Here is a 23,643-nt window from a genome sequence, read left to right on the forward strand (position 1 = left end):
CCTGTGGTTGGTTGTTGTATCTAAAAAAACAAATAAACTTTTAAAATGTCAAACTTAAGTCACTCAAACGGCGAACTTAAAAATATCCTTCATAAAAGGAATATGGGCTCTTATGAAATGGGAAAAGATATTAATGAAAGTTGGTTGAGATGTATCAATGAAGGCCTTGATCCGTTTAATGATCCTAAACAAAGTGTAATTTCATCAATTGAATTAAAAGAAATAAAAGAGCGAAATGAAACTATCAGAAGAATAATTATTCCTGAGCTAGAACTTTTATATTCCCAAATAGCAGGAACAAATTTTATGGTGGCTTACTCAGATGAGAAAGGATTAGTCTTGGATACAATTTATGACAAATCTTGTTTACAAACTGACGTTGGTAAAACAGTAATACCAGGTTCAATCTGGGCAGAAAAAATTTGTGGAACAAACGGTCTTGGATTATCTGTTGAACTAAAAAAACCAACTATCGTTTCAGGTAAAGAACACTTTTTTACTGCTCATGAAAATATTTCATGCTTTGCAAGTCCAATCATAAATTATGACGGTAAAATTATTGGTATTATTGATGCTTCAACAGATTCGATGTCCAGAGAACAACATACGCTAGCTTTAGTTAGGCTTGCAACTAGAAGTATCGAAACCAAATTGTTTATTAAAAAGTTTGAAAACGAATTAATTATTTCTTTTCACCCAAGACAAGAATATCTAACTACAACTAGTGTTGGGATGCTTGCAATAAATGGTGATGGATTAATTGTTGGTGCAAACAACAATGCAAAAATTATGCTTAACGGACTAGTTGACTTGAAAAATGAAAATTTTAATAAAATTTTTACAACTTCATTTTCATCAATTGCATCAGATATCTTAAATAATAAAACTCTAAAGATAACAGATCATCTAGGTTCATCTGTTTTTGTAGTCAAAAGTCAAAATTTTAAAGAAAGTAAATTTATAGAAACTGGCAAACAAAACAAAACTTACGCTTGTAAAAATTGTGAGAATACAAAAATTAAAAGAGAGAAATGTATCTTAATTAGATCAACTTTTAGTGAGACTAATAATATTTCTGCAGCATCAAGAAAATTGGGTGTATCTAGAACTACAATTTATAAACATCTAAATTAATTATTTTTTAATAAAAAATATAAATAAGAAGTTAAAGACGTAACTAGTACAAAAGACATTGCTAATTGAAATGAAACAATTTCAGAGTAGTTTAAACTTAATCCTAAATCTATAATAAGCCCAATTATCCATTGCAGAAAGAAGGCACCTATAAATATCAATAGATTATAAGACGTTAGAGCTTTACCTGCATTAGAAACAGAAAAAGCCATTCCAACAGCTGGCTGGATTAAGGACAGGAATACAGCTGAAACTATAAATAATGCCCAATGAATTGACTCTGTATTTGGACCTAGATAAATAATTACACCCAATACCAATAAACTTAATGGTGAACCATATTTCAACAATCTGATTGCATCATTAACGTTCTTTGAAAATTTTGGAACAAAATATCCCCAAATTAAAAATGATAGCAGCATAAAAAAATAAATTAAAAATAACCCTTTTGCACTTTCCTCTGGTGTATACCCAGATACTTTTATCATCCAAGGACCGGCCCATAGTGTTTGGATAGCAAATAATCCTCCAGTGCTAAAAAATCCCATTGGAATAACACTTCTGAAGAATTGATTTTGCCAAACAATACTCAATTTTGCTTCATCGTTTCTCTGATTACCTTTTGAAGTCCACTTAGGGATAAAAATAATTATCAAAATTATACAAACCAAAGTTATGAAAGCTAAAAGCAAAAATATATTTCTCCAACCAATTATAGGTATGAAAAATTGAACTGGTAAACTTGATGACAACATACCAATTGCACCGACCATTAACATCCATGAGTTTGCACGTTGTTGGGTTTCATCTTGATACCAAATCCGATAAGCAGTCAAAGGCCCCATTAAACAAGCTCCAACACCAACTCCTATAATAATTCTAGATACTAAAAGAGTTAAAAAATTTTGAGCAAAGGCAAATATTAATAAACCAACAATGGTTAATGATAAAAAGTATGAAACAATTTTTCTTGGACCTCTCAAGTCTAGCATATAACCTAAAGGGATTTGAACACTTGCAAATCCAAGAAAATATCCACCTCCCAATAATCCAAGCTCTCCTGCAGAGAGATTAAATTCGTTTACTAATTCAGGTGAGATTGTTGCTGTTATTGCTCTTAAGAGAGTAGAAATAAAATATCCTAAAGCAAAAACTAAAAAAATTATAATAGCTTTTGATTTAGCTAGAACCGGTTTATTCATTAAAATTTAATTAACTTTATTGACGCAATTACCAGTTCTAAAAAATTCTTCTATATTGTCTATCGCTAAGTTACCCATTGCAATTCTAGTATCTTTTGTAGCGCTTCCTAAATGAGGCAAAACAAAAACACTCGGGATTTTTAAATAACCAGGATTTAAATTTGGTTCATTTTTATAAACATCTAATCCTGCAGCATAAATTTTTCTTCTATTCAATGCATCAATCAAAGCTTCGTCATCAACTATATCACCTCGAGCAACATTTGTTATAACAGCACCTTTAGGGAAATACTCTACTGTCTCTTTATTTATTAAGTTTTCAGTTTCCTTTGTAGCTGGGCAACAGATAGATAAAACATCTGAAACTGAAAAAAGACTCTTTATACTGTCATGATAAATTGCTCCCTGTTCTTTATCTTCACTTAATTTTGAACGATTATGATAATGGATAACCATGCCTAAAGATTTAGCAATATTTGCAATTTTTTGACCAATACGACCCATACCTAAAATTCCTAATCTTGTTCCTGTTAATTGTTTTCCAATTAAATAATCTGCAGACCATTTCCATCCACCCTCACGCGCAGACTCAATTCCCTCTGATACTCTTCGACAAGCTCCTAATATAAGCAATATTCCTATCTCAGCTGTAGCATCTGACAAAACTTCTGGGGTATTAGTTACAGCAATACCTCTTTTTTTAGCAGCATCTAAATCAATGTTTCCAAAACCAACTGCAAAATTTGAAATTATTTTAATACTATCTGGAAGTTTATTTATTATATCAGCATCTAATTTTTCAGTTAAAGATGATAAAATTCCATCACATCCTTCACTCATTTCAATAATTTTTGATTGTGAATAAAGTTCATCATTTGAATTAAATTTAGCTTCAAATAATTTTGACGCTTTATCTTCACTCTCTCGGATCAGTCTTCTAGTAATTAAAATTTTTTTCATAAAACCCCTATTTTAAAATTTCAGGTTTGGGACCGCCTGTGTACCAATCTAAAACTTCAATTGTATGTAAAATTGGGACTTTAGTACCATGAGAAATTTGGGTAATACAACCAATATTTCCTGTTGAAATAAAATCAGGATTTAAACTTTCTATGTTATTTACCTTATTTTTTAATAGTTGTTTTGCAATTTTTGATTGCAAAATATTATAGGTTCCAGCTGATCCACAACAAATATGCCCTTGTGGAATTTCCATTATTTCATTATCAGTTTTCTCAAGTAATGAAATTGGTTGTGAATGAACCTTTTGACCATGCTGCATTGAACATGCAGAGTGATAAGCAACTTTATATTTCTTTCCTTTAGATTTTATATTTAGTTTTAAACTTTCAAAAATATACTCAGAAATATCTCTTGTAAGATCTGATATGACTTTTGCTTTTTTACTTAACTCTTTGTCATCTCTAAAAATAAAACCATAATCCTTCATGGTAGTACCGCAACCTGATGTATTAGATAAAATTGCGTCTAAATTTCCCTTTTGATGCTCCTCATACCAAGTATTTATATTATTTTTAAAATCTTGGTGAGCATCCTCTTCTTTTCCTAGATGGTGATTTAAAGATCCACAGCAACGAATTTTTTTTGGAACTACAACTTCAACCCCATGTCTATTTAATAATCTGATTGTTGCTTCATTTATTTGAGGTGAAATTTCTTTTTGTACACATCCAGTTAATAGAGCAACTCTTGCTATTCTTTTCTTGTCTGAAACTTTGTAAATCTCTTTAATAGGTAAAGTTTTTTTTGGAAAAGTTGTTGGCATTAATTCAATCATGTCTTTAATCTTTGTAGGCATTAAGAATTTGAATGGCATTGCCAATTTAACAAAAAAACTTGAAAGTCTAAATACTTTAACATTTGGTAAAGTGATTGATAAAAAATATCTAATTAGTTTATCAAAAAAAGATCTTTCATAATTTTTTTCAATATATTTTTTTCCATGATCTATGATGTGCATGTAATTTACACCTGCAGGACAAGTAGTCATACAGCTATAACATGAAAGACAACGATCAATGTGCTTAACAACTTTTTCAGTTGGTTTTCTGTTATTTTCCAACATGTCTTTAATAAGATAAATTCTACCTCTTGGTCCATCCAATTCATCACCTAACAGCTGATGTGTGGGACAAGTAGCATTACACATTCCACAGTGAACACACTTTTTAAATACTTTTTCTGTAGCAAAATTATCAGAATCTTTAAGTTGCTGTTCAGTAAATTTTGTCTGCATTAAATTCCTCTATACATTTTTCCAGGGTTTAAAATTCTTTTTGGATCAAAACTTTTCTTAATTTTTTCTGAAATCATCAAACGTATATCATCGACTGTAAAAATTGATTCTCCATAATCATAATCTGCAGAAGTTTTTATTACAGTTAAATAACCACCAGATTCCAAAGCTATTTTCTTTAGCTCTTTTATTTTTTCTTCTTTTTGTTCATCAACTTCTATCCAAAATAATGATCCACACCAATCCACAAAATATTTATATTTATTATCTAAAAATTTTAATAAATTTGATCCTTTTGCTGGAGGAATAACCATTCTGATTAAATTATTTTTTGTATTCTCAAAAATTTCCAAATTATTAATTTTTTGCCAGAATGGTTCTGACTGATAAACATCTAAAGTTGATGTTTCAAATTTATCAATTTCAAGTTCTTTGCTTAAATTTTTAATTTTTTCCTTTATTGAAATTTTATCTCCCTCTACTCTAAAAGCTAGAAAAGAAGTATTAGATTTTAAATCGTTAAATTTTAGTACAGAATTTTTTTTCTTTAAGAAATCATCATCCTTTGATTTATTGGGAACATAAACTGCTCCTGATATTTCACTACTTGAACTTGATAACTTAATAAATAAATCAAAAATCTCTTCAAATTTATCAATATAAATTGCGACTGTATTTGATGAATCTTTTTTTGGTAAAACCTTTAAAGTGATTTCTGTTAAAGCTACTAATGTGCCAAAAGATCCAGCTATAAGTTTTGACAAGTCATAACCAGTAACATTTTTAACTACCGTTCCACCTGATTTGATAAGATCCCCTTTGCCATTTACTCCTTTAAAACCCAACACATGATCTCTAACACTTCCAACTTTAAACCTTCTTGAGCCTGCATAATTACAGGATAAATACCCTGCAACTGTTCCTTTGTTAGATACACCATTTTTTATATAACCAAAATCAATAGGCTCGAAGGCTAATTCCTGATTATTTTCATCAAGTATTTTTTCAACTTCTTCGATTGGTGTGCAAGCCTTTACTTTAATGTACAATTCTTCAGGTCTGTAATCTATTATGCCTGTTAATTTCGAAAGCGACATTGTATTTGCTGATTGAGCTTTATTTCCTATAAAGCTTTTAGAATTATTTCCTATTATTTCTGTAGGAGAATCTTTTTTATAAAGTTCTCTAATTAATTCTGAAACTTCACTCTCGTTTTTTGGATAATAGATATTATTAGAATCTTGGAAGATCTGGGAATTTATCTTTGCCTTTATGGACATGAACCCTTCCTTCCTCCGCGCATTTTCTAAGAATAGGATATACTTTTCCAGGATTTAATAAGTTTTTCTCGTCTAATGATTTTTTAATATCTAACTGTTGTTGAATATCATTATCATTGAACATCTCACACATAAGTTCTCTTTTTTCGATACCAACTCCATGCTCTCCTGTGATTACTCCTCCAAGTCTTACGCAAGTTTTTAATATTTCTGATCCAAACTCTTCTGTTTTTCTTAACTGCTCTTTATCATTTCCATCAAACATAATTAGTGGATGTAAATTTCCATCACCCGCATGAAAACAATTAGCCACTGGTAAATTATATTTCTCTGAAAGTTTTTTTATTTCAAGTAAAGCTTCTGCAAGTTTACCTCTAGGTATTGAGCCATCCATACAGTAATAATCTGGAGCCATCGCTCCACATGCTGGAAAAGCAGCTTTTCTCCCAGCCCAGAAAGATAATCTTTCCTTTTCATTTTTGCTTAGTTTTAAACTTGAACAATTATTTTTTTTACAAATTATCTCAACTTTTTTGATCAACTCATTTACTTCTGACTCTGTTCCATCAAGTTCAACAATTAGTAATAATTCAGCATCTCTTGGGTAACCAGCTTTGCTAAAATTATCTGTTGCTTCAATAAGAGCTTTGTCCATAATTTCCATTCCAGCTGGAACTATTCCGCTTGAAATTATTTCAGACGCTGCATTCCCCCCTTCTTTAATAGATGGAAAACCAATTAAAGCTGCCTTAACAACTTCTGGTTTTTTAAGAATCTTCACTGTTACTTCAGTAACAACACCTAATAATCCTTCTGAACCACAAATTAATCCCATTAGGTCATAGCCTTCTTGATCAAAAGATTTTCCTCCAATTTTACAAATGGTTCCATCCATCATTACCATCTCCACACCTAAAATATTATTTGTAGTGGTTCCATATTTTAAAGAATGAACACCTCCTGAATTTTCAGCCACATTACCACCTATAGAGCATGCTAATTGACTAGATGGATCTGGAGCATAATAAAAACCCTTATGTTCTACAGCATGAGTAATTCCTAAATTAGTAACACCAGGTTGAGTGATCACACATTTATTCTCATAATCAATTTCTAAAATTTTATTAAATTTTCCTAAACCCAAAAGAATGGCATCTTGTAAAGGTAATGCCCCTCCGGACAAACCTGTTCCAGCTCCTCTTGGAACTACTTTGATATTTTCTTCATTACAATATTTAAGAATTTCGCTAACCTCTTTAGTGTTTTCAGGCAAGACCACTGCTAAAGGAGTTTGGGTATAAACTGAAAGTGCATCAGTTTCATAAGGTCTTAGTTCATCAGCTTCGCTTAAAACGTTTTCTGGGTTAGTTATACTTGATAGTTTTTTTACTATCTGAGATTTATTAGATACAATAGATCTATCAATTTTTGGCAAAGCTATTTCAGACATAGCTTAACCTAGCATTTTTTTGATATTTTCCAATGCGTTAGAAATGTTATCCTGAGATGCAGCAAAGCTAAATCTTACGTAATCTTTGCATGTTTTTCCAAATGCTGTGCCTGGGACAATAGCAACACCCGCTTCATGCATAGCTCTTTTACAAAACTCTGAACCATCCATTCCAGTACCTATAACTTTTGGAAATGCGTAAAATGCTCCTCCTGGCAAACTGCATTCTACTCCAGGTAAACTATTTAATCCTTCATGAATTAATTTTCTTCTTTGTGTAAATTTTTCCATCATCAAATCAATTGAATCGTCTGGTCCATCAAGTGCTGCTATTCCTGCAAATTGAGCAGCTGCATTAACACAAGAAACGCTATTGATTAGTAATTTATTAATATGTTCTATTAAATTTTCAGGCCAAAAACTCCAACCTAATCTCCAACCTGTCATTGAGTAAGCTTTACTCCAACCTTCTAAAACAATTAGTCTGTCTTTTAACTCTGGATAATTAAAGAATGTTGGCATTTCTTTATTGTCAAATATTTGTCTACTGTAAATTTCATCACTTAAAATAGTCACGTGAGGATGTTTTTTTAAACCCTCCGCTAATTTATCAATTTCAGATTTTTCAACAAAACTGCCTGTTGGGTTATTAGGATTAATTAAAATTAGCAATCTAGTTTTTTCAGTTATTAAAGATAAAATTTTGTCTGCACTAAATTTTAAATCTTTATCTTCTGTTAAATCATAAGGCACAGCAGTAGAGCCTGTATAATTAATCATAGATTCATAAATAGGAAAAGCTGGAGTTGGATGAATAATTTCAGCTCCTGGTTCACCAAAACACTGTATTGCATAATGCATTGTAGGTTTACCACCTGGCATTATAATAATTCTTTCAGGATCTACTTCAGTATTATATCTTTTCTTGATCCATCTAGTAACAGCTTGTCTGCACTCTAAAATTCCGTTTGAAAGAACATAACCATGATGACCATCATCTAAAGCTTTTTTTGCAGCTTCAACAACATGTTTAGGTGTTTTAAAATCTGGTTGACCCAATCCAAGATGTATCATTGGGTTTCCTTGTGCCTCTAATTTTTTAGCTTCTGCTAAAACTGAAAAAGCACTTTCTGTTCCAAGTCTATTAAGTGATGCTGCTAGTTTCATAATAAAATTGGAAAATATACATAAATTAAATTGAATGTCTATTAAGATAAAATTTGAATTTCCTTAGTTTATCTTAATTTCTGTAGATTATTTTTGATACATCAAGATCTTTTACAGATTTACAACCCATCAAAATCATATTTCTTCTAATTTCTTTTTGCATGTTCTCTAGCAATCTTTCAACACCTTTCTGTCCACCAGCACCTAAACTAAAAAGAAAAGCTTTTCCAAAACTACAAGCTGTTGCGCCAGCCGCAAGAGCCTTAAGAACGTGCGTTCCTCTTCTTACTCCACCATCAAGAATAATTTCCAATTTATCACCTACTGCATCTCTAATTGCTTTAACTTGATCAAATGGTGATCTTGATCCATCTAATTGTCTTCCACCATGATTTGATATCATTATAGCAGTACAACCTATATCAATTGCTTTTTTTGCATCTTCTACTGACATAACACCTTTAAGAGCGAACGGACCATTCCATCTTTTAATACAGTACTCGGCGTCTTCCCAGTTCATAGCAGGATCATATTGTTCATTGATATAATCAATCACTGATTTCGCAATATTTGTCCCTTTGTCTGTTTTGTTTTTAATGTTTGCTAACTCAAATTTTTTATTAATTAAATATTTAAATACCCACTCTGGTCTCATAGCAAAACTTAGTAAACTTTCTAAAGTTAATTTAGGAGGAGTTGTAAAACCAGTTCTATGATCTCTTTCTCTATTACCAGCAACTAAAGTATCTACTGTTAAACAAAGACCATCAAAATTTGCTCTTTTGCATCTATCAATTAAATCATCTGTAATTGATTTATCTTTATGAATGTAAAGTTGAAAAAGTTTGGGGCCACTTGAAATATTTGCAATTTCCTCAATAGAAAAAGATGCCATAGTAGACATGCTATACATTGTGCCAAACTTTTCTGCAGCTCTTGCCGAAGCTTTATCTCCCTCAGGATCATACAAACTTTGCATCGCTGTTGGTGACAAAAATAAAGGCATATCAATCTTTCTACCAAACACTGTTGTCGATAAATTTGGTTCTCCCACACTATTCAAAATATTTGGAACTAAATCACAATCATTAAATGAATTTGTGTTTCTATTTAAAGTAATTTCATCATCAGCACCTCCATCAATATAATGGAAGATCGGAGCTGGTAGTTTCTTCTTGGCTAATTTTCTAAAGTCATCAAAATTATAACAGTCTTTTAAATTCATGATTGTTTATTAGAAGCTTTTAAAGAAATTAAACATATAACTATTTGCCCCAGGATTTTTACTTCCTAAACTAGCATTAGATAAGTGATTATATGAAAATCCAAATTGGCTGCTTTCAGACATATCCAGTGATATTTGAAGCTCTGTTTTAAATTCTAAAATGTGACCAAGATCTTTTCCATCACCTTCATGATACAATCCAGGAGCAAAACTTGGATTAAAATTTAAAGACCCTATTTTATATTGCGCCTCTACTCCAGTATAAACATAAGCCGCACTATCCGCTGTAAGGATAGCGCCAGTTATTGGTGACAAATTTCCTAAAAAAGTATCTCTATTTAAATTTTCATTTTGATGCTGAAAACCTAACAAAGTTGATTTTTTACCATCATCACTAAAATCAAACATACCTGTGTAAACATTAAATTCTGTATTTAAATCATTTGATTTGATTTCCTCTGCGTTTAATGGAATCGTGAATGTTAGCAATGAAAGTAAAATCAGAATTTTTTTTAAGTGCATTTTGGATTAATTTTTAAATTTTAACTTTTTAAAGATTATTGCACCTCCAAGTAAAAATATCAATATTGGCAATATCCAAAGAATATAAGTGTTTTTATTTAAACTAGGGTCATACAAAATCCATTCACCATATTTTTCCTTAAAAAAATCATAGATTTGATTTTCAGATAATCCCTCATCAAGTTTTTTATCAACTAAAATTTTCATGCTATTTGCAAAATCTGAATCTGAATCATACACAGATTGACCCTGACAAATTAAACATCTTAAATTTTTCGTAATTTTATTTCTTTCGAGCTGATCATCAGCAAATGATATTTTTGGAATCATTAATAAAATAATTAAAGTAATTTTTAAAATTCTCATTTTATTATTGAATTAATTTCGTTAATTAATTTTTCATTTAATGGTCCAATATATTTTGCAACTATTTTATTTTTATGAATTAAAAAAGTTTCTGGTACACCATATGCTCCCCACTCTATTGAAATTGTACCATCTTCATCTAATAATATTGTTTCGTATGGATTTCCAAATTTTGTTAGAAAATTTTGAGCATTATTAAAATTATCTTTATAATTTAATCCAACTAAAGTTACTTTATTGTTTTCACTTAATTTCATTAAATAAGAATGTTCTTGTCTACAGGGTACGCACCATGAGGCCCATATATTTAATAAATAAAATTTATTTGAATTAAATATTTCTGATGAGTTAACATTTTCTTTGCTATCAAATTTAACGCCAGAAAAAATTGGAATATCTTTTTTTATTTCTGACTTAGGGGTGTAGATATTTGTTTCCTGTAAACCTTTATAAAATATAAAAAAAATAATTATAAAACTTATTATTATTATTGAAGGTATTAATTTATCTTTCATATTCTCTTTCTAAACAAACTTAATATTCCACCCATACTTAATAATAATACTGACACCCATATCCAAAGCATGAAGGGTTTGTCTTGATATCTAACATTAAAATATTCCTGATTTTGTACTAAGTTTATGACAATAAATTTATCTTTCATTAAAGAAGTTTTAATATCAGCTTCACTGGTTACTATATTTGGCTGGTTATAAATTCTTAACTCAGGTGACATTTTATTAATTTTCCCATTTGAAGAAACAATTTTAAAATTTGCTACTACCGAGCTATAATTTTGTTCATCTCTCTGCTTTATATCTTCAAGTGTAATTTTAATTTTTGAGTTTTCATAACTCTGACCAATTTTAAGATTGGTTATTACTTCACTAGAGAGCAAATTATTAAATAAAATACTTAAAATTAATAAGCTAAATCCAAAGTGAGCTATATTTTGAGAAATGTTTTTAAATTTTTTTGTAAAAAAATCCCTTACAGTAATAAAAAACAAATAAAATGCACTTGAGATTAAAATAGTGTTTACAAGTAAATTTTTATCAAAATTCTTAACAATTAAATAAGATATTAAAATAGAAATAAACAACAAAAATAAAAGAATTTTTTTACTCTCTAAATTAGTTTTAATCCATTTCAATTGAGGTCCAATTGCCATAGCGATTAAAAATGGAATTAAGAAAGGGATAATTAGTTTGTGGTAAAACGGTGGGCCGACTGATATTTTTTCTGAAGAAATTACATCTAAAAAAATTGGATAAACTGTACCAATTAAAACCACAGATAAAAAATACATCATGAACCAATTATTCAATATAATTGCACTTTCTTTACTTAACCAAAAAAGATTTATTGAATTCTTTTGATCTTCTTTATGAAAAAAGAAAAAAATAAATAAAGAAATAAAAATTAGAACAAACAAAAATATTAATATAAATAGACCTCTTTCAGGGTCATTAGCAAAAGTATGAACTGAATTAAGGATACCTGATCTAACTAAGAAAGTTCCACACATACTAAGTGAAAATGTAGCTATAGATAAAATTATAACCCAAGAAGTTAAAATCGATTTTTTCTCTAAAACTAACATGCAATGTAGCAATGTGGTTAGTGCTAACCAAGGCATAAGAGATACATTTTCCACTGGATCCCAAAACCAAAATCCTCCCCATCCAAGTTCATAATAAGCCCAAATAGAACCTAGTAAAATTCCCAATGTCAAAAATATCCAAGAAACTAAAGTCCATTTTTTTATATGAGTTGCCCAGCTTCCTGAAACCATTTTTAAAGTTGTGGCTGCTAGTGCGGAGGAAAATATTATTGATGAACCAACATAGCCTAAGTATAAAACAGGTGGATGAATTGCTAATGCGGGATCTTGCAAGATTGGATTTAAACCTAAACCTTCTTCAGGAATTGGGAACAAGTAATTAAATGGATTAGAAGTTTTTAATAAAAATATAAAAAAACCAATAATTATTATCTGCTGAAATATTGTTGTTAGAGTTTTGTACTTTATTGATTGATTATTTGTTCTTAACAAAAAAATAAAAATAAATAACGTTAAAACCAACAACCACAATAACAAACTACCCTCATGATTTCCCCAAGTTCCTGTAATCTTGTAAAATAAAGGTTTAGTAGTATGAGAATTATTAAATACAGTTTCATTACTAAAATCTGAAACTACAAAAGATAAAACTAAACCAAAAAAACTAACAACAACAAAAAATAATTGTAAAAATGATAATGATAATATTTTAGTATCTAAAATTTCTGAATTTCTGAAATTTTGAATTGAAAAATAAATCAAAATTGAACCACTAATTAACCCTAAAATCAGTGCATAGTATCCAACGGCGCTATAAATCAATTAATTTTCCTCCAATGCAGCTTTAACCTCTGGGGGCATATAATTTTCATCATGCTTTGCTAAAATTTTTGTTGCTGAAAAAAAATTTCTATCTTTCAGAACTCCTTCAGCTACAACTCCTTTTCCTTCTTCAAATAAATTTGGGACTGCTCCTGAATAGGTAACATTAATCTCATTTTTAAAATCTGTAATAATAAAATTCACTTCATTAGAATTCATACTAATAGAATTTTTTTTAACCATGCCACCTACTCTAATTTTATTGTTTGTCAGCTCAGTTAATGATTTAATCTCCGAAGGAGATTGAAAATAAACAACGTTTTCTTCTAAAGATTTTAGAACTAAAAAAACTGTTAATATTAAAATTAATAAAATAGTAGAAACAAATAGAAATCTTAACTTAACTTTTCGACCATACATCGATCAAAAATTAGTTATTTGTTGCGTCAGCTAAAATTTCTTTATTTATTCTTTGTGATTTTGCAGAATTAGCTTGTTCAGTGTTAAGTGATCCAAATTTAGCAACAAATTTATTTTGTTCTTTCATGAATTGAACTTTTGTTACTAAATATAAACTTAGGAAACTTAATAAAGTAAAACCAAATGCAGATAAAACGTATGCTGCATATCCATTCATAAATAATAATTCGTTAATCATAATCTATCTAAGCCTTTATTTTTAATTTTTATCAGTTCTGTATTATATTTCATTAAGAAAATTAACAACGAAAATAGAGCAAATGCCGCAGTCATTATCAATAAAGGATAAAGCATTGATGAATGAATTGAGCTTTTAGATAAAACATTTATTGAGGCAGGTTGGTGAAGTGTATTCCACCAATCAACAGAGTACTTAATTATTGGCACATTTATAATTCCAAGAATGGTAATAAAAGTTGAGATTTTAAAAACTTTTTCTTCATTTTCATAAATTCTCCAAGAGATTAAGTATAAAGCATAAAATAGAGCTAAAATTAACATCGAAGTAATCCTAGCATCCCAGGCCCACCATGTACCCCAAGTAGGCTTCCCCCAAATAGAACCAGTTACCAAAGCAATAATGTTAAAAACAAAACCTGAAGGTGCTAAACTTTTGGATATTAAAAAAAAATTTTTGTTTTTAAAAATAAATCCTGAAATTGATAAAACAGTTATCGAAGAAAAAATTCCGAGAGAAATCCATGCAGCAGGAACATGAACATACATAATTCTAACAGCGTCACTCTGCTTGTAATCTTCTGGAGACAATATAAGTGCTTCAACTAATCCAACAGATAGAACAACAACGAATAAAAATAAAACATATTTTGGTGCTTTCGAAGTAATTTGAAAAATTTTATTTGGCTCTAAAAGTTTAAACATATCTCTAATTTAGGGATTTATTTTAAAAATACTATTGTCAAAAATTATCTGATCAAGAATGAAGAGGGGGAGATAATAAAGAAAGATTAACTTTTAACACTCTTGATCAGAATATGACTATTTAATTAAAAATTAGTGTGGCCTAGATTTGAAATAAATGTGTTTGAATAATGATAGCTAATTAGAAAGCTTGAAATAACTTGAGCCTTTTTTACCTGAAAAAATTTCTTCAATTAACGGATGTTTTATAGGCTCGTCTGAATCGTCCATCAAAAGATTTTGCTCTGAAACATAAGCTTCGTAAGTGATTTCATCATTTTCGGCAAGCAGATGATAAAAAGGCTGATCTTTTCTTGGTCTAACATTTTTTGGAATTGACTGATACCATTCCTCAGAATTGTTAAACTCGAAGTCTACATCATAAATAACTCCTCTAAATTCGAAGTGCTTGTGTTTAACAATATCTCCAATTGAGAATTTAGCTTTCTGGATTGCCATGTAGTTAGTATGGGTATTTAAAAATAAAAATCAATGTAAAAAATATTAATGTTTTGTGATGTGGCAAATATGTTAATATCTTTTAAGTGAATAAATCTTTTTTAAAATTTGTTACTGATTTTGGACCTTTAGCAATATTTTTTTTCTATTATTACAACAGTGGAAAAAATTTATCAGTAGCAATTCCTCCCTTAATAGTTGCAACTATCATTGCATTAACAGTTGTTTGGTTTTTTGAAAAAAAAATACCACCTATGCCTTTGTTAAGTGGAATTTTAATAACTTTTTTTGGTGGTCTCACTATCTATTTTAATGATCCAATATTTATTTATGTAAAACCAACAATAATAAATATCATGTTTGCTTTAGCTTTATATTTTGGAAAATACTTTACGAAAGAACCAATTCTTAAAAAAGTTATGGGTAAATCAATACCTTTGTCAGATATCGGATGGGAAATTTTAAATCGAAGATGGATGTTTTTTTTCTTCGGACTTGCATTATTAAATGAATTTGTTTGGAGAACGCAAACTGAAGAATTTTGGGTTAATTTTAAAGTATGGGGAATGCTTCCAATAACAATAGTGTTTACAGGATTTCAGGTACCTTTAATAAATAAATATAAAATAGATGCGTAATAACTTAAGATTAGTAGTAAACAATCCACATAACAAAATAGAGGAAAAACAATTTTTTGAAAAAGATGAACTTAAAATTATTTTAGATCTTTATGCTAAGATGGTTTCCGAAGGTTCTTGGAAAGATTATGGTCTCAACATATCAAGCAAACAAGTTAGCTTTAGTGTATTTAGGAATGCAGCAGAAAATGCACTCTATAAAATCTGCAAAAACTTTAAGCCAAGAAATAAGAATTTAAAATACTTAATCACAGATACAACTGGTAAGATATTAAAAAATTCTTACGAACTTAAATCTTTACTTAAAAATACTAATTGGAAGAAACTTCAAAAATAAACTATCGTCTTTGACCAAAAAGTCTTAACAACATTATAAATAGATTAATAAAGTCTAGGTATAATGTTAAAGCACCCATTACTGCTTTTTTTCCAACGATTTCACCAGAGTCACTTGCAACATACATGTTTTTAATTTTTTGAGTATCATAAGCTGTTAAACCTACGAAAATTAAAACACCTAAAATTGAAATTACAAAGTACATCATTGAAGATTTTAAGAAAATGTTAACGATTGATGCAATAATTATACCAATCAATCCCATCATTAAAAATGATCCAAACTTTGTTAAATCTCTTTTAGTTGTATAACCATAAATACTCATAGCTCCAAAAGTTGCTGAAGTTATGAAGAACACTCTAGTAACACTTAAACCAGTATAAACTAATAAGATTGAAGACAATGAAAGACCCATTAAAGCTGCAAACACCCAGAATGTTGTTTGAGCTTTTGAAGCGCTCATCTTATTAATTCCAAAACTCATGTAAAAAACGATACCTAAAGGAGCTAACATTACCAACCATTTAAGTCCTGATAAATAAATTGCATTCCCCATTTGTGTTAATCCAACAATTGCACCTGATTGATCAGTTACTACTGACATCTTGAATGTTATTAGTGCGATGATCCCTGTTAACAACACACCTGTTGCCATGTAGTTATAAACTTTTAACATGTAGGCTCTTAAGCCTTCATCCATTACAGCAGCAGTTTGTTGCGCTGCCTTTGCTCTGTTTAATATTCCGTTTTTATCAAATTCCATAATATGTTACATATAATAGTCTTTTAATAATTATTCAAGATACCTTAAAAGATTAATAAAAAGTTAACATAAAACATTAATGAATTACAAAAAATTGGGAAATACCGATCTTGATGTGAGTACAATTTGTCTCGGTACAATGACTTGGGGCGAACAAAATACTCAAGACGAAGCATTTGAACAAATGGACTTTGCTTTAAGTAATGGAGTTAATTTTTGGGATACTGCTGAATTGTATGCAGTTCCTCCTCGTAAAGAAACTTATGGGGACACTGAAGAAATAATTGGTAATTGGTTTGAAAAAACAAAAAAAAGAAAAGAAGTTATTTTAGCTACTAAAGTTGCTGGTCCAGCAAGAGATTATTTAAGAAATGGAGAAAATAGTTTTACAGGTCCAAACTTAGAGTCGGCTTTGAACAATAGTCTCAAAAGACTTAAAACAGATTATATTGATTTATATCAACTGCATTGGCCAGAAAGAAATGTAAATAATTTTGGAAGACTTGGTTATGTTCATAAAGAAAATGATTGGAATCAATTTGAAGATGTTCTTGGGGAATTAGATAAATATATTAAAGCTGGGAAAATAAGATACGTTGGTCTTTCGAACGAAACTCCTTGGGGAGCGTTAAATTATTTGCAGCTATCAAAAGATAAAAATTTACCAAGAATGATGTCTATTCAAAATCCATACAGCTTACTAAATAGAACTTATGAAGTAGGATTAGCCGAAGTTTCAATTAGAGAAAAAATTGGATGTCTTGCGTACTCACCTCTAGCAAGTGGATACTTAACAGGAAAGTATAGAAATAAGAATTTTCCTAAAGGATCAAGAATGGAAAGAGACTTTGATTTTTGGACAAGATATAGAAAACCTAACACAGAGGCTGCTGTAGAACTTTATTTTAAAATCTGCAAGAAACACAATTTAAATATGACTCAAATGTCTATTAAATTCTGTGAAATCCAAGAATTTATGACAAGTGTTATTATAGGTGCAACTACTATGGAGCAGTTGAAATCAGATATAGAAAGTGTAAATGTAAATTTATCTAATGATGTCATTGAAGAAATCAATCAAGTTCAAACAATTTATCCAAACCCATGTCCTTAATTAAAAAAATAATAATTTTATCAACTGTATTTATCTTAAGTTCAAATCATTTACTTGCACAAGAAGTAAAAAAAATTGGTAAATATAAAGATTGGGAAGCAATGGTAGCATATGAACCTGATGGCAAAGTATGTTTTGCACAATCAGTACCAGTGCTTCAAGCACCAAAATCAAACAAAAGAGATGCAAAATTATTTGTAACTTTTAGACCAGAAGAAAGCATCTCAAATGAAGTAAGTGTTACTCCTGGATATGAATTTAATAACAAAAACTCTGTTATTGCGGCATCTGGAAAGAACAAATTTAAGTTTGATATAATGCAACAAGGCTTTGCATGGATTGCTGATAACAAAATTGAAGTAAAAATGATTAGTAGAATGAAGAAGGGATCAAGAATAATGATTATTGGTTACAATCAAAATGGATCCCAAACAATTGATCATTATTCTTTGCTTGGATTTACCAAAGCTTACAACGCATCAAAAAAAGCTTGTACATAATTAAATGAAATCAAAAAATAAAATTGTACTTGCCTACTCAGGCGGTTTAGATACATCCATAATTTTAAAATGGCTTCAAGAAAATTATAATGCTGAAGTAATTTGTTATACCGCTGATGTTGGTCAAGAAATTGATAGAAAAAAAATTTTTAAAAATGCAAAAAAATTTGGTGTCAAAAATATTATTATCCAAGATTTAAAAGATACTTTTGTAAAAAATTACGTTTACCCAATGATTAGAGGACATGCAATTTATGAAGGGGTGTATCTTTTAGGGACGTCTATTGCTAGACCACTAATAGCAAAAGACCAAATAAGAGTTGCTAAAAAATTTAAAGCCAATGCAGTATCACATGGTGCTACAGGAAAAGGAAACGACCAAGTAAGATTTGAATTGGGCTATCATTACTTTGGACCAAAAATAAAAATTATTGCTCCATGGAGAATTTGGAAATTAAAATCAAGAACTGATTTAATTAACTATGCAAAAAAACATGGTATACCAATACCAAAAGATAAAAAGGGTGCTCCACCTTTTTCAGTAGATGACAATTTATTTCATACATCAACTGAGGGGAAAGTATTAGAAAATCCAAAAAATTCTGCGCCAGAATTTATTTACCAAAGAACAGCTTCTCCTGAGAAAGCTCCAAACAAACCTTCATTTATTACAATCAACTTTAAAAAAGGAGACCCATTTGCAATTAATGGAAAAAAAATGTCTCCTTCAAAATTATTAGAAAAATTGAACAACATTGCTGGAAAAAATGGAATAGGAAGAGTCGATTTAGTTGAAAATAGATTTATTGGAATAAAGTCTCGAGGTGTGTACGAAACACCTGGTGGAACTTTATTAATTCATGCACATAGAGCAATCGAATCTGTAACATTAGATAAAGAAACAATGCATAAAAAAGATCAGATTATGCCAAGATATGCTGAACTTATTTATAATGGTTATTGGTATTCAAAAGAAAGATTTAAACTTCAAAAAATTGTTGATCTGAAAAGAAACAAAGTTAATGGCTCAGTAAAACTTAAACTTTATAAAGGAAATGTAATAATCGAATCTCGAATTACAAATAGTTCAGCATACTCTATGAAAAAAGTTTCTTTTGAAGAAAATAAAACATTTAATAAATCTAACGTTGAGAGATTTATTAATTATCATAAGAAAAAACTTCGTTCATAAATAAATGGAAATAAATATATTCGCAGACACTATTTGTGGATGGTGTTACATAGGTCATAAAAATTTAAATACAGCGATTAAAAAATTTCCAAACATAAAATTTGAAATTAAACATATACCTTTTCAATTAAACCCGGATATGCCTCTAGAGGGAATAGCTCGTGATAAATATCTTGAGATAAAATTTGGTGGGAAAAAATTTGCAGAACCTATGTATGAAAATATGAAATTAAAAGCAAAAGAGTCTGGAATGAATTTTAATTTAGATAAAATAAAAAAAACTCCTAATACAGTTCTATCTCATTTACTAATAATTTTGAGTGAAAAGTTTAATATACAAAATCAGGTAAAAGAAAAAATTTATCAATCATATTTTATTGATGGTCTCGACATAGGAGATATTGATGTTTTAACCAATATTGCAAAACAATATAATATTTCTGAAGAGATCTTTAAAAATTTTATCAATGATAAAAATATTGCGGTTGTAAATTCAAAAATATTAATTGCTACAAAAAAAAATATAAGTGGTGTTCCGTTTTATGAGATAGGAAATGTTTTTATATCAGGTGCTCAAAGTGTAACACACTTGGAAAATGCAATAAATTCAAACTTAAACTAAAATTAAGTCAATTTTTCCTTTGTTATAACTTTTTAAAACTATATGTTAAATACATGGACTCGTTAAAAAACTGGATGAAAGATGCTGCAAACATTTTGTTTGATGATAGTAAAAATGATCTGAGAGCACTACCCAAAACAGTTAGACTTCAAATTCTTTTAGTTCTAAGTTTTATTTGGACTACAGTTTTTAGTTTATATGTATTCTCATACACAACATTTGCATTTGGTTGGGCAGGTCTTTATGTAGCGCATGTAGGATTAATTTTTGCTGTGTATATGACTTTTAAACAATTTCATAAAGCAGAGGAAAGATCTAGCAGTGTATTTGAAACTAAAAATTTTGACCCATTTAAGATTATGGTAATTGTTTTTGTGATAGTATTTATATTTGTTTTTTCAAAAGGTATTGAAGTATTAACTAGTCCTAATCCAAGTTCTTATTCAATTCCTTATGATGGGCCGTCAAAATCAGTTTTTGAAAAATGGCTTCCATTTAGTAAAGATAAATAATGGACAAGATAGCAAAAAACTTACAACTAGCTTTGATGGTTATTATCTTAATCAGCACAGTTATTGCAGTTGGAATTGAGATGAAAAATATGTTCTTAAATCAATCTGTAACATTAGCTGATCTACTATTAATGTTTCTTTATCTAGAGGTCCTGGCGATGGTTAGAGTTTTTTGGAACCAACAATCAATTAGTATTACCCTTCCACTGCTTATTGCAATTACTGCTCTTGCACGATTTATTATTTTACAAGGAAAAGAAATGGATCCTACTGCACTTGTTTATGAAGCGGTCGCGATTTTATTAATTGCTGGAGCAATTGTTGTCTTAAGATTGAGACATAGTGATAAATTGGGTCTCAAGAAAAAAAAATCAAAATAATTTAAAATGATGTTTGAAGCTTCAAGGGCTAAGGCCTTAAATCAATTAAATAATTTTATCGATAACAATCTTGCAGATTATTCTAAATTAAGAAATTTTGATTTTGGTCCTGAAAAAAGATCTAATATATCATGCTTATCTCCATACATAACACACGGAATTATAAACGAAAAAGAAGTCATCCAGAAAGCTCTAAGCAAATTTTCTTTTTCAAAAAATGAAAAATTTATTCAAGAAGTTTTATGGAGAACTTATTGGAAAGGTTGGTTAGAGCTAAGACCAAATGTTTGGGCAGATTATCTTATTGAATTAAATCAAATAAAAAATGAACTTCAAAATAATAAAAATTATCTCTCAGCAATTGAGGGAAAAACAGATATTGAATGCTTTAATGAATGGGTTAACGAGCTAAAAGAAAACAATTATTTGCATAATCATACAAGAATGTGGTTTGCTAGTATTTGGATTTTTACCTTAGAACTACCTTGGCAATTAGGCGCAGAATTTTTCATGCAAAATCTTTATGATGGAGATGCTGCATCAAATACTCTTGGATGGCGATGGGTTGCAGGTGTTCAAACTCAAGGAAAACATTATCTTGCTAGTGAATGGAATATTAAAAAATTCACAAACAATAGATTTCAAAACGTAAAATTAAATGAAAATGCCCCTCCTAAAATCTCAGAAAAATCTTATCAAATAATAAAACAAGATTTTACTAATCCACAAAATATTGAAGAAAAAAATCTTTTAATTTTTGATAATAATCTCTCATTTGAAATCACTGACTTTAAAGAAAAAAACTTTAAGAAAATTTACTTAGTTTCTAACAAAAATGAAAATAGATCTATAAAACTCAGTGAAAAATTAGTGAAATTTAAATCTCAGTTAATAGAAGACCAAGCACAAAGATTAAAAAATCAATCTATTGATTTTCAGTTAATTGATATAAGTGAAGTTATAGACATTGAAAATTGTTATGGTTTGTATCCAACAGTAGGTGAAAATTTAGACTACTTAAATTCAAATGATATAAATGTAAGTTTTTTATACAGAAGCCTTGATCAGTTAGCTTGGCAATATTGTAATAAAGGTTTTTTTAATTTTAAAAATTATATTCCCAAAATTGTTTCAACCTTAAGTTAAAACCATCGAACCATACCTATAATTCCAGCGGTAGCATAAAAAAATTGCAGTAAGAGAATTCCTTTATGGCCACCCCTGTAAGCCCAAATTCCAATTAGAATAGCTGACAAAAGTAATAAGCAAAAACCAAAAAATTCTATTCCTATGTTTAAAGCCACAAATAAAGAATACAATATTGCTGTAATAACCCCTGCCCATTCAAAAATTTTATTATTCATAATTTTTATATATCTCTTCACGCTCACTTTTGTTCATACCCTTTGTTTTTTCTAAAAATTCATTTCTTAACTCTCTTGTTTTGAAAATGTAAAAACAAACTGTATCTTTGCTGTGGTAGATTGCTTTAAGTTCATCATCTATATCGTTTAGCTCATTAGGTATTTCAGTCTTTATGCAAATCATAGAATTTTTTTAAAATTATTATAAAGAATTGTAGAATAATTGTTCATATCATTCATATTATCTTTTGCTGATTGATCAAATTTTTCTAAAGCGTTATTACCAAACTGATCCTCTAAAGCTTTCTTGTATTCAGGAACACATCCCCATTCATTGACTGTTGTATCTTTTATTTCTATATGAAATTGAATTCCGTAAGCGTGGTTTTGATATTTAAATATTTGATATTTAGTAATTGGAGAGGAAGCCAATAAAGTTATATCATTATTGTTTTCAATACCTTGAACCTCATAAGAATGCCATTGTAAACTTTTTATCTTATCAGGAAATTGTGAAAACAAATTATCGTTTTCTTTTTCTTTAGAAAAATCAATATCCATAATACCAATTTCTGCAGGATTTGATTTAACAACTTTACCACCCACTACCTCTCCTAATAATTGACAACCTAAACAAAAACCTAAATAAGGTTTTTTTAAATCTACAACAAACTCTTTGATTTTTTTCTTTTCTTCAATTAGCCATGGGTATTCCTTTTCCATATAGGTATCCATTGGTCCTCCCATACAAAACATTCCATCAAATTTACTAAGATCTTCTGGTATTTTTTCACCTTCGTCTAACTCTATTGTGGTTAAATTAAATCCATCAGATAGCATTAAATCTTTAATGTAGCCTGGATCCTCTATTTTAATATGTTGTAGTACAATTATATTCACTATGATTAACTTAGCTTAGAACACTTTTTGGAACAATATTTTACTCTATCCCAATTAAGTTTCCATTTTTTTCGCCACGTAAATGGTCTTTTGCATACAGGGCATATTTTTGAGGGTAAGTTTTGTTTTTTCAATTTAATATTCTTTAAAATTTTTATTCCAAAGATCTAAAGCTTCATCCCAATTTGGAATATGATCGCTTTCATAACCATATGTAGAACCTGTTGCAATTGCTCTAAAATTTCTCATTGCTTTTGAATGCTCTGTTCCATTTAAATATTTAACCATCAGCTTTCTATCTTTCCAAGCTGTTAAAGTATGCTGGTATCCGTTAAATGGCTTTGTTTCACAAAATATGTTTCCTTCAGCTTTTTGTGCTGCCCTAAAAGATGGGATTGCCAACAACCAAAATCTTAATTTTGAAAAAAAATTTTTTGGTTTTAGACCAGTTATTGCAATGTACATAATAATC

The 23,643-nt window shown here is 29.4% G+C and carries 31 protein-coding genes; 10 read left to right on the forward strand and 21 right to left on the reverse strand.

Annotated features, from left to right (window positions below; translation table 11 throughout):
- The first annotated feature begins 45 nt into the window (after positions 1 to 45).
- Positions 46 to 1,134, forward strand: coding sequence for a sigma-54-dependent Fis family transcriptional regulator (locus VP90_RS04570; RefSeq protein ID WP_262589927.1), 1,089 nt, complete (start codon positions 46 to 48; stop codon positions 1,132 to 1,134).
- On the opposite strand, the gene VP90_RS04575 is transcribed toward VP90_RS04570, so the two are convergent.
- The 15 genes from VP90_RS04575 to hspQ all read right to left on the reverse strand — a co-directional run bounded on the left by VP90_RS04575 (position 1,131) and on the right by hspQ (position 14,849).
- The gene (locus VP90_RS04575) at positions 1,131 to 2,336 is read right to left on the reverse strand and encodes an MFS transporter (protein WP_262589928.1); all 1,206 of its coding nucleotides are present in this window, start codon (positions 2,334 to 2,336) and stop codon (positions 1,131 to 1,133) included. The genes VP90_RS04570 and VP90_RS04575 overlap by 4 nt on opposite strands.
- Positions 2,337 to 2,342: 6 nt before the next feature.
- Positions 2,343 to 3,296 carry a 2-hydroxyacid dehydrogenase gene (locus tag VP90_RS04580; RefSeq protein WP_262589929.1) on the reverse strand — a complete coding sequence of 318 codons (954 nt, stop codon included), beginning with the start codon at positions 3,294 to 3,296 and terminating at the stop codon, positions 2,343 to 2,345.
- A 7-nt stretch (positions 3,297 to 3,303) separates the two neighbouring features.
- On the reverse strand, positions 3,304 to 4,593 hold the full coding sequence (gene glcF, locus VP90_RS04585; RefSeq protein WP_262589930.1) for a glycolate oxidase subunit GlcF: 1,290 nt from the start codon (positions 4,591 to 4,593) through the stop codon (positions 3,304 to 3,306).
- Positions 4,593 to 5,873 carry an FAD-binding protein gene (locus VP90_RS04590; protein ID WP_262589931.1) on the reverse strand — a complete coding sequence of 427 codons (1,281 nt, stop codon included), beginning with the start codon at positions 5,871 to 5,873 and terminating at the stop codon, positions 4,593 to 4,595. The genes glcF and VP90_RS04590 overlap by 1 nt, the downstream gene beginning before the upstream one ends.
- Positions 5,827 to 7,323 (reverse strand): FAD-linked oxidase C-terminal domain-containing protein, encoded by a 1,497-nt coding sequence (locus VP90_RS04595; protein WP_262589932.1) that lies wholly within the window; start codon positions 7,321 to 7,323, stop codon positions 5,827 to 5,829. Before VP90_RS04595 ends, VP90_RS04590 begins: the two co-directional genes overlap by 47 nt.
- A gap of 3 nt (positions 7,324 to 7,326) precedes the next feature.
- On the reverse strand, positions 7,327 to 8,490 hold the full coding sequence (locus tag VP90_RS04600) for a pyridoxal phosphate-dependent aminotransferase (RefSeq protein WP_262589933.1): 1,164 nt from the start codon (positions 8,488 to 8,490) through the stop codon (positions 7,327 to 7,329).
- Between the two features lie 73 nt (positions 8,491 to 8,563).
- Positions 8,564 to 9,715: an alpha-hydroxy acid oxidase gene (locus VP90_RS04605; protein WP_262589934.1), complete on the reverse strand. Its 1,152-nt coding sequence runs from the start codon at positions 9,713 to 9,715 to the stop codon at positions 8,564 to 8,566.
- 9 nt (positions 9,716 to 9,724) lie between these two features.
- On the reverse strand, positions 9,725 to 10,237 hold the full coding sequence (locus VP90_RS04610) for an acyloxyacyl hydrolase (protein WP_262589935.1): 513 nt from the start codon (positions 10,235 to 10,237) through the stop codon (positions 9,725 to 9,727).
- A 6-nt stretch (positions 10,238 to 10,243) separates the two neighbouring features.
- Positions 10,244 to 10,603, reverse strand: a complete 360-nt coding sequence (locus tag VP90_RS04615) for a cytochrome c-type biogenesis protein (RefSeq protein ID WP_262589936.1) — start codon at positions 10,601 to 10,603, stop codon at positions 10,244 to 10,246.
- Positions 10,600 to 11,118, reverse strand: coding sequence for a DsbE family thiol:disulfide interchange protein (locus tag VP90_RS04620; protein WP_262589937.1), 519 nt, complete (start codon positions 11,116 to 11,118; stop codon positions 10,600 to 10,602). The genes VP90_RS04615 and VP90_RS04620 overlap by 4 nt, the downstream gene beginning before the upstream one ends.
- Positions 11,115 to 12,989: a heme lyase CcmF/NrfE family subunit gene (locus VP90_RS04625; protein WP_262589938.1), complete on the reverse strand. Its 1,875-nt coding sequence runs from the start codon at positions 12,987 to 12,989 to the stop codon at positions 11,115 to 11,117. Before VP90_RS04625 ends, VP90_RS04620 begins: the two co-directional genes overlap by 4 nt.
- Complete coding sequence (ccmE, locus tag VP90_RS04630; protein ID WP_262589939.1) at positions 12,990 to 13,409, reverse strand: cytochrome c maturation protein CcmE; 420 nt, start codon at positions 13,407 to 13,409, stop codon at positions 12,990 to 12,992.
- A 10-nt stretch (positions 13,410 to 13,419) separates the two neighbouring features.
- The gene (locus VP90_RS04635) at positions 13,420 to 13,647 is read right to left on the reverse strand and encodes a heme exporter protein CcmD (protein WP_262589940.1); all 228 of its coding nucleotides are present in this window, start codon (positions 13,645 to 13,647) and stop codon (positions 13,420 to 13,422) included.
- Positions 13,644 to 14,351: a heme ABC transporter permease CcmC gene (ccmC, locus tag VP90_RS04640; protein WP_262589941.1), complete on the reverse strand. Its 708-nt coding sequence runs from the start codon at positions 14,349 to 14,351 to the stop codon at positions 13,644 to 13,646. The genes VP90_RS04635 and ccmC overlap by 4 nt, the downstream gene beginning before the upstream one ends.
- A 177-nt stretch (positions 14,352 to 14,528) precedes the next feature.
- On the reverse strand, positions 14,529 to 14,849 hold the full coding sequence (gene hspQ, locus VP90_RS04645; RefSeq protein WP_262589942.1) for a heat shock protein HspQ: 321 nt from the start codon (positions 14,847 to 14,849) through the stop codon (positions 14,529 to 14,531).
- 86 nt (positions 14,850 to 14,935) lie between these two features.
- Between hspQ and VP90_RS04650 the strand changes: the two genes are divergently transcribed.
- On the forward strand, positions 14,936 to 15,487 hold the full coding sequence (locus VP90_RS04650) for a septation protein A (RefSeq protein ID WP_262589943.1): 552 nt from the start codon (positions 14,936 to 14,938) through the stop codon (positions 15,485 to 15,487).
- Positions 15,480 to 15,824, forward strand: coding sequence for a DUF2794 domain-containing protein (locus tag VP90_RS04655; RefSeq protein ID WP_262589944.1), 345 nt, complete (start codon positions 15,480 to 15,482; stop codon positions 15,822 to 15,824). Before VP90_RS04650 ends, VP90_RS04655 begins: the two co-directional genes overlap by 8 nt.
- A 1-nt stretch (position 15,825) precedes the next feature.
- Here the strand turns inward: VP90_RS04655 and VP90_RS04660 are convergent, their stop codons facing one another.
- Positions 15,826 to 16,587, reverse strand: a complete 762-nt coding sequence (locus VP90_RS04660; protein WP_262589945.1) for a Bax inhibitor-1/YccA family protein — start codon at positions 16,585 to 16,587, stop codon at positions 15,826 to 15,828.
- A gap of 79 nt (positions 16,588 to 16,666) precedes the next feature.
- On the opposite strand from VP90_RS04660, the gene VP90_RS04665 reads away from it, so the two are divergent.
- From VP90_RS04665 to VP90_RS04695, 7 genes are read left to right on the forward strand one after another with little or no spacing between them, the layout of a single operon-like run.
- Positions 16,667 to 17,701, forward strand: coding sequence for an aldo/keto reductase (locus VP90_RS04665; RefSeq protein ID WP_262589946.1), 1,035 nt, complete (start codon positions 16,667 to 16,669; stop codon positions 17,699 to 17,701).
- Entirely contained in the window at positions 17,692 to 18,201 is a 510-nt protein-coding gene (locus VP90_RS04670; protein WP_262589947.1) for an invasion associated locus B family protein, read from the forward strand. The genes VP90_RS04665 and VP90_RS04670 overlap by 10 nt, the downstream gene beginning before the upstream one ends.
- Positions 18,202 to 18,205: 4 nt before the next feature.
- Complete coding sequence (locus VP90_RS04675; protein WP_262589948.1) at positions 18,206 to 19,393, forward strand: argininosuccinate synthase; 1,188 nt, start codon at positions 18,206 to 18,208, stop codon at positions 19,391 to 19,393.
- 4 nt (positions 19,394 to 19,397) lie between these two features.
- The gene (locus tag VP90_RS04680) at positions 19,398 to 20,015 is read left to right on the forward strand and encodes a DsbA family oxidoreductase (protein WP_262589949.1); all 618 of its coding nucleotides are present in this window, start codon (positions 19,398 to 19,400) and stop codon (positions 20,013 to 20,015) included.
- 53 nt (positions 20,016 to 20,068) lie between these two features.
- On the forward strand, positions 20,069 to 20,527 hold the full coding sequence (locus VP90_RS04685; protein WP_262589950.1) for a hypothetical protein: 459 nt from the start codon (positions 20,069 to 20,071) through the stop codon (positions 20,525 to 20,527).
- Entirely contained in the window at positions 20,527 to 20,907 is a 381-nt protein-coding gene (locus VP90_RS04690) for a phosphate-starvation-inducible PsiE family protein (RefSeq protein ID WP_075504930.1), read from the forward strand. Before VP90_RS04685 ends, VP90_RS04690 begins: the two co-directional genes overlap by 1 nt.
- A gap of 6 nt (positions 20,908 to 20,913) precedes the next feature.
- Positions 20,914 to 22,053, forward strand: a complete 1,140-nt coding sequence (locus tag VP90_RS04695; RefSeq protein WP_262589951.1) for an FAD-binding domain-containing protein — start codon at positions 20,914 to 20,916, stop codon at positions 22,051 to 22,053.
- Here VP90_RS04695 and VP90_RS04700 read toward each other — a convergent pair.
- Genes VP90_RS04700 through VP90_RS04720 form a run of 5 tightly spaced genes read right to left on the reverse strand, consistent with a single transcriptional unit; the run spans position 22,050 to position 23,636 of the window.
- The gene (locus tag VP90_RS04700) at positions 22,050 to 22,271 is read right to left on the reverse strand and encodes a hypothetical protein (RefSeq protein ID WP_023854586.1); all 222 of its coding nucleotides are present in this window, start codon (positions 22,269 to 22,271) and stop codon (positions 22,050 to 22,052) included. The genes VP90_RS04695 and VP90_RS04700 overlap by 4 nt on opposite strands.
- The gene (locus tag VP90_RS04705) at positions 22,264 to 22,455 is read right to left on the reverse strand and encodes a hypothetical protein (protein ID WP_262589953.1); all 192 of its coding nucleotides are present in this window, start codon (positions 22,453 to 22,455) and stop codon (positions 22,264 to 22,266) included. Before VP90_RS04705 ends, VP90_RS04700 begins: the two co-directional genes overlap by 8 nt.
- Complete coding sequence (locus VP90_RS04710; RefSeq protein WP_262589954.1) at positions 22,452 to 23,171, reverse strand: type 1 glutamine amidotransferase; 720 nt, start codon at positions 23,169 to 23,171, stop codon at positions 22,452 to 22,454. Before VP90_RS04710 ends, VP90_RS04705 begins: the two co-directional genes overlap by 4 nt.
- Before the next feature lie 5 nt (positions 23,172 to 23,176).
- Positions 23,177 to 23,305 (reverse strand): DUF2256 domain-containing protein, encoded by a 129-nt coding sequence (locus VP90_RS04715; RefSeq protein WP_262589955.1) that lies wholly within the window; start codon positions 23,303 to 23,305, stop codon positions 23,177 to 23,179.
- Between the two features lies 1 nt (position 23,306).
- Entirely contained in the window at positions 23,307 to 23,636 is a 330-nt protein-coding gene (locus VP90_RS04720) for a hypothetical protein (protein WP_262589956.1), read from the reverse strand.
- Between the last annotated feature and the right edge of the window lie 7 nt (positions 23,637 to 23,643).

This window comes from Candidatus Pelagibacter ubique HIMB140 (assembly GCF_025558165.1).
Lineage (GTDB): Bacteria > Pseudomonadota > Alphaproteobacteria > Pelagibacterales > Pelagibacteraceae > Pelagibacter > Pelagibacter ubique_T.

Bases quoted from the DNA above. Each gene is read 5' to 3' on its own strand.
- VP90_RS04570 (WP_262589927.1), top strand. From the start codon at position 46: ATGTCAAACTTAAGTCACTCAAACGGCGAACTTAAAAATATCCTTCAT.
- VP90_RS04575 (WP_262589928.1), bottom strand. From the start codon at position 2,336: ATGAATAAACCGGTTCTAGCTAAATCAAAAGCTATTATAATTTTTTTA.
- VP90_RS04580 (WP_262589929.1), bottom strand. From the start codon at position 3,296: ATGAAAAAAATTTTAATTACTAGAAGACTGATCCGAGAGAGTGAAGAT.
- glcF (WP_262589930.1), bottom strand. From the start codon at position 4,593: ATGCAGACAAAATTTACTGAACAGCAACTTAAAGATTCTGATAATTTT.
- VP90_RS04590 (WP_262589931.1), bottom strand. From the start codon at position 5,873: ATGTCCATAAAGGCAAAGATAAATTCCCAGATCTTCCAAGATTCTAAT.
- VP90_RS04595 (WP_262589932.1), bottom strand. From the start codon at position 7,323: ATGTCTGAAATAGCTTTGCCAAAAATTGATAGATCTATTGTATCTAAT.
- VP90_RS04600 (WP_262589933.1), bottom strand. From the start codon at position 8,490: ATGAAACTAGCAGCATCACTTAATAGACTTGGAACAGAAAGTGCTTTT.
- VP90_RS04605 (WP_262589934.1), bottom strand. From the start codon at position 9,715: ATGAATTTAAAAGACTGTTATAATTTTGATGACTTTAGAAAATTAGCC.
- VP90_RS04610 (WP_262589935.1), bottom strand. From the start codon at position 10,237: ATGCACTTAAAAAAAATTCTGATTTTACTTTCATTGCTAACATTCACG.
- VP90_RS04615 (WP_262589936.1), bottom strand. From the start codon at position 10,603: ATGAGAATTTTAAAAATTACTTTAATTATTTTATTAATGATTCCAAAA.
- VP90_RS04620 (WP_262589937.1), bottom strand. From the start codon at position 11,118: ATGAAAGATAAATTAATACCTTCAATAATAATAATAAGTTTTATAATT.
- ccmE (WP_262589939.1), bottom strand. From the start codon at position 13,409: ATGTATGGTCGAAAAGTTAAGTTAAGATTTCTATTTGTTTCTACTATT.
- VP90_RS04635 (WP_262589940.1), bottom strand. From the start codon at position 13,647: ATGATTAACGAATTATTATTTATGAATGGATATGCAGCATACGTTTTA.
- ccmC (WP_262589941.1), bottom strand. From the start codon at position 14,351: ATGTTTAAACTTTTAGAGCCAAATAAAATTTTTCAAATTACTTCGAAA.
- hspQ (WP_262589942.1), bottom strand. From the start codon at position 14,849: ATGGCAATCCAGAAAGCTAAATTCTCAATTGGAGATATTGTTAAACAC.
- VP90_RS04655 (WP_262589944.1), top strand. From the start codon at position 15,480: ATGCGTAATAACTTAAGATTAGTAGTAAACAATCCACATAACAAAATA.
- VP90_RS04660 (WP_262589945.1), bottom strand. From the start codon at position 16,587: ATGGAATTTGATAAAAACGGAATATTAAACAGAGCAAAGGCAGCGCAA.
- VP90_RS04665 (WP_262589946.1), top strand. From the start codon at position 16,667: ATGAATTACAAAAAATTGGGAAATACCGATCTTGATGTGAGTACAATT.
- VP90_RS04670 (WP_262589947.1), top strand. From the start codon at position 17,692: ATGTCCTTAATTAAAAAAATAATAATTTTATCAACTGTATTTATCTTA.
- VP90_RS04675 (WP_262589948.1), top strand. From the start codon at position 18,206: ATGAAATCAAAAAATAAAATTGTACTTGCCTACTCAGGCGGTTTAGAT.
- VP90_RS04680 (WP_262589949.1), top strand. From the start codon at position 19,398: ATGGAAATAAATATATTCGCAGACACTATTTGTGGATGGTGTTACATA.
- VP90_RS04685 (WP_262589950.1), top strand. From the start codon at position 20,069: ATGGACTCGTTAAAAAACTGGATGAAAGATGCTGCAAACATTTTGTTT.
- VP90_RS04690 (WP_075504930.1), top strand. From the start codon at position 20,527: ATGGACAAGATAGCAAAAAACTTACAACTAGCTTTGATGGTTATTATC.
- VP90_RS04695 (WP_262589951.1), top strand. From the start codon at position 20,914: ATGATGTTTGAAGCTTCAAGGGCTAAGGCCTTAAATCAATTAAATAAT.
- VP90_RS04700 (WP_023854586.1), bottom strand. From the start codon at position 22,271: ATGAATAATAAAATTTTTGAATGGGCAGGGGTTATTACAGCAATATTG.
- VP90_RS04705 (WP_262589953.1), bottom strand. From the start codon at position 22,455: ATGATTTGCATAAAGACTGAAATACCTAATGAGCTAAACGATATAGAT.
- VP90_RS04720 (WP_262589956.1), bottom strand. From the start codon at position 23,636: ATGTACATTGCAATAACTGGTCTAAAACCAAAAAATTTTTTTTCAAAA.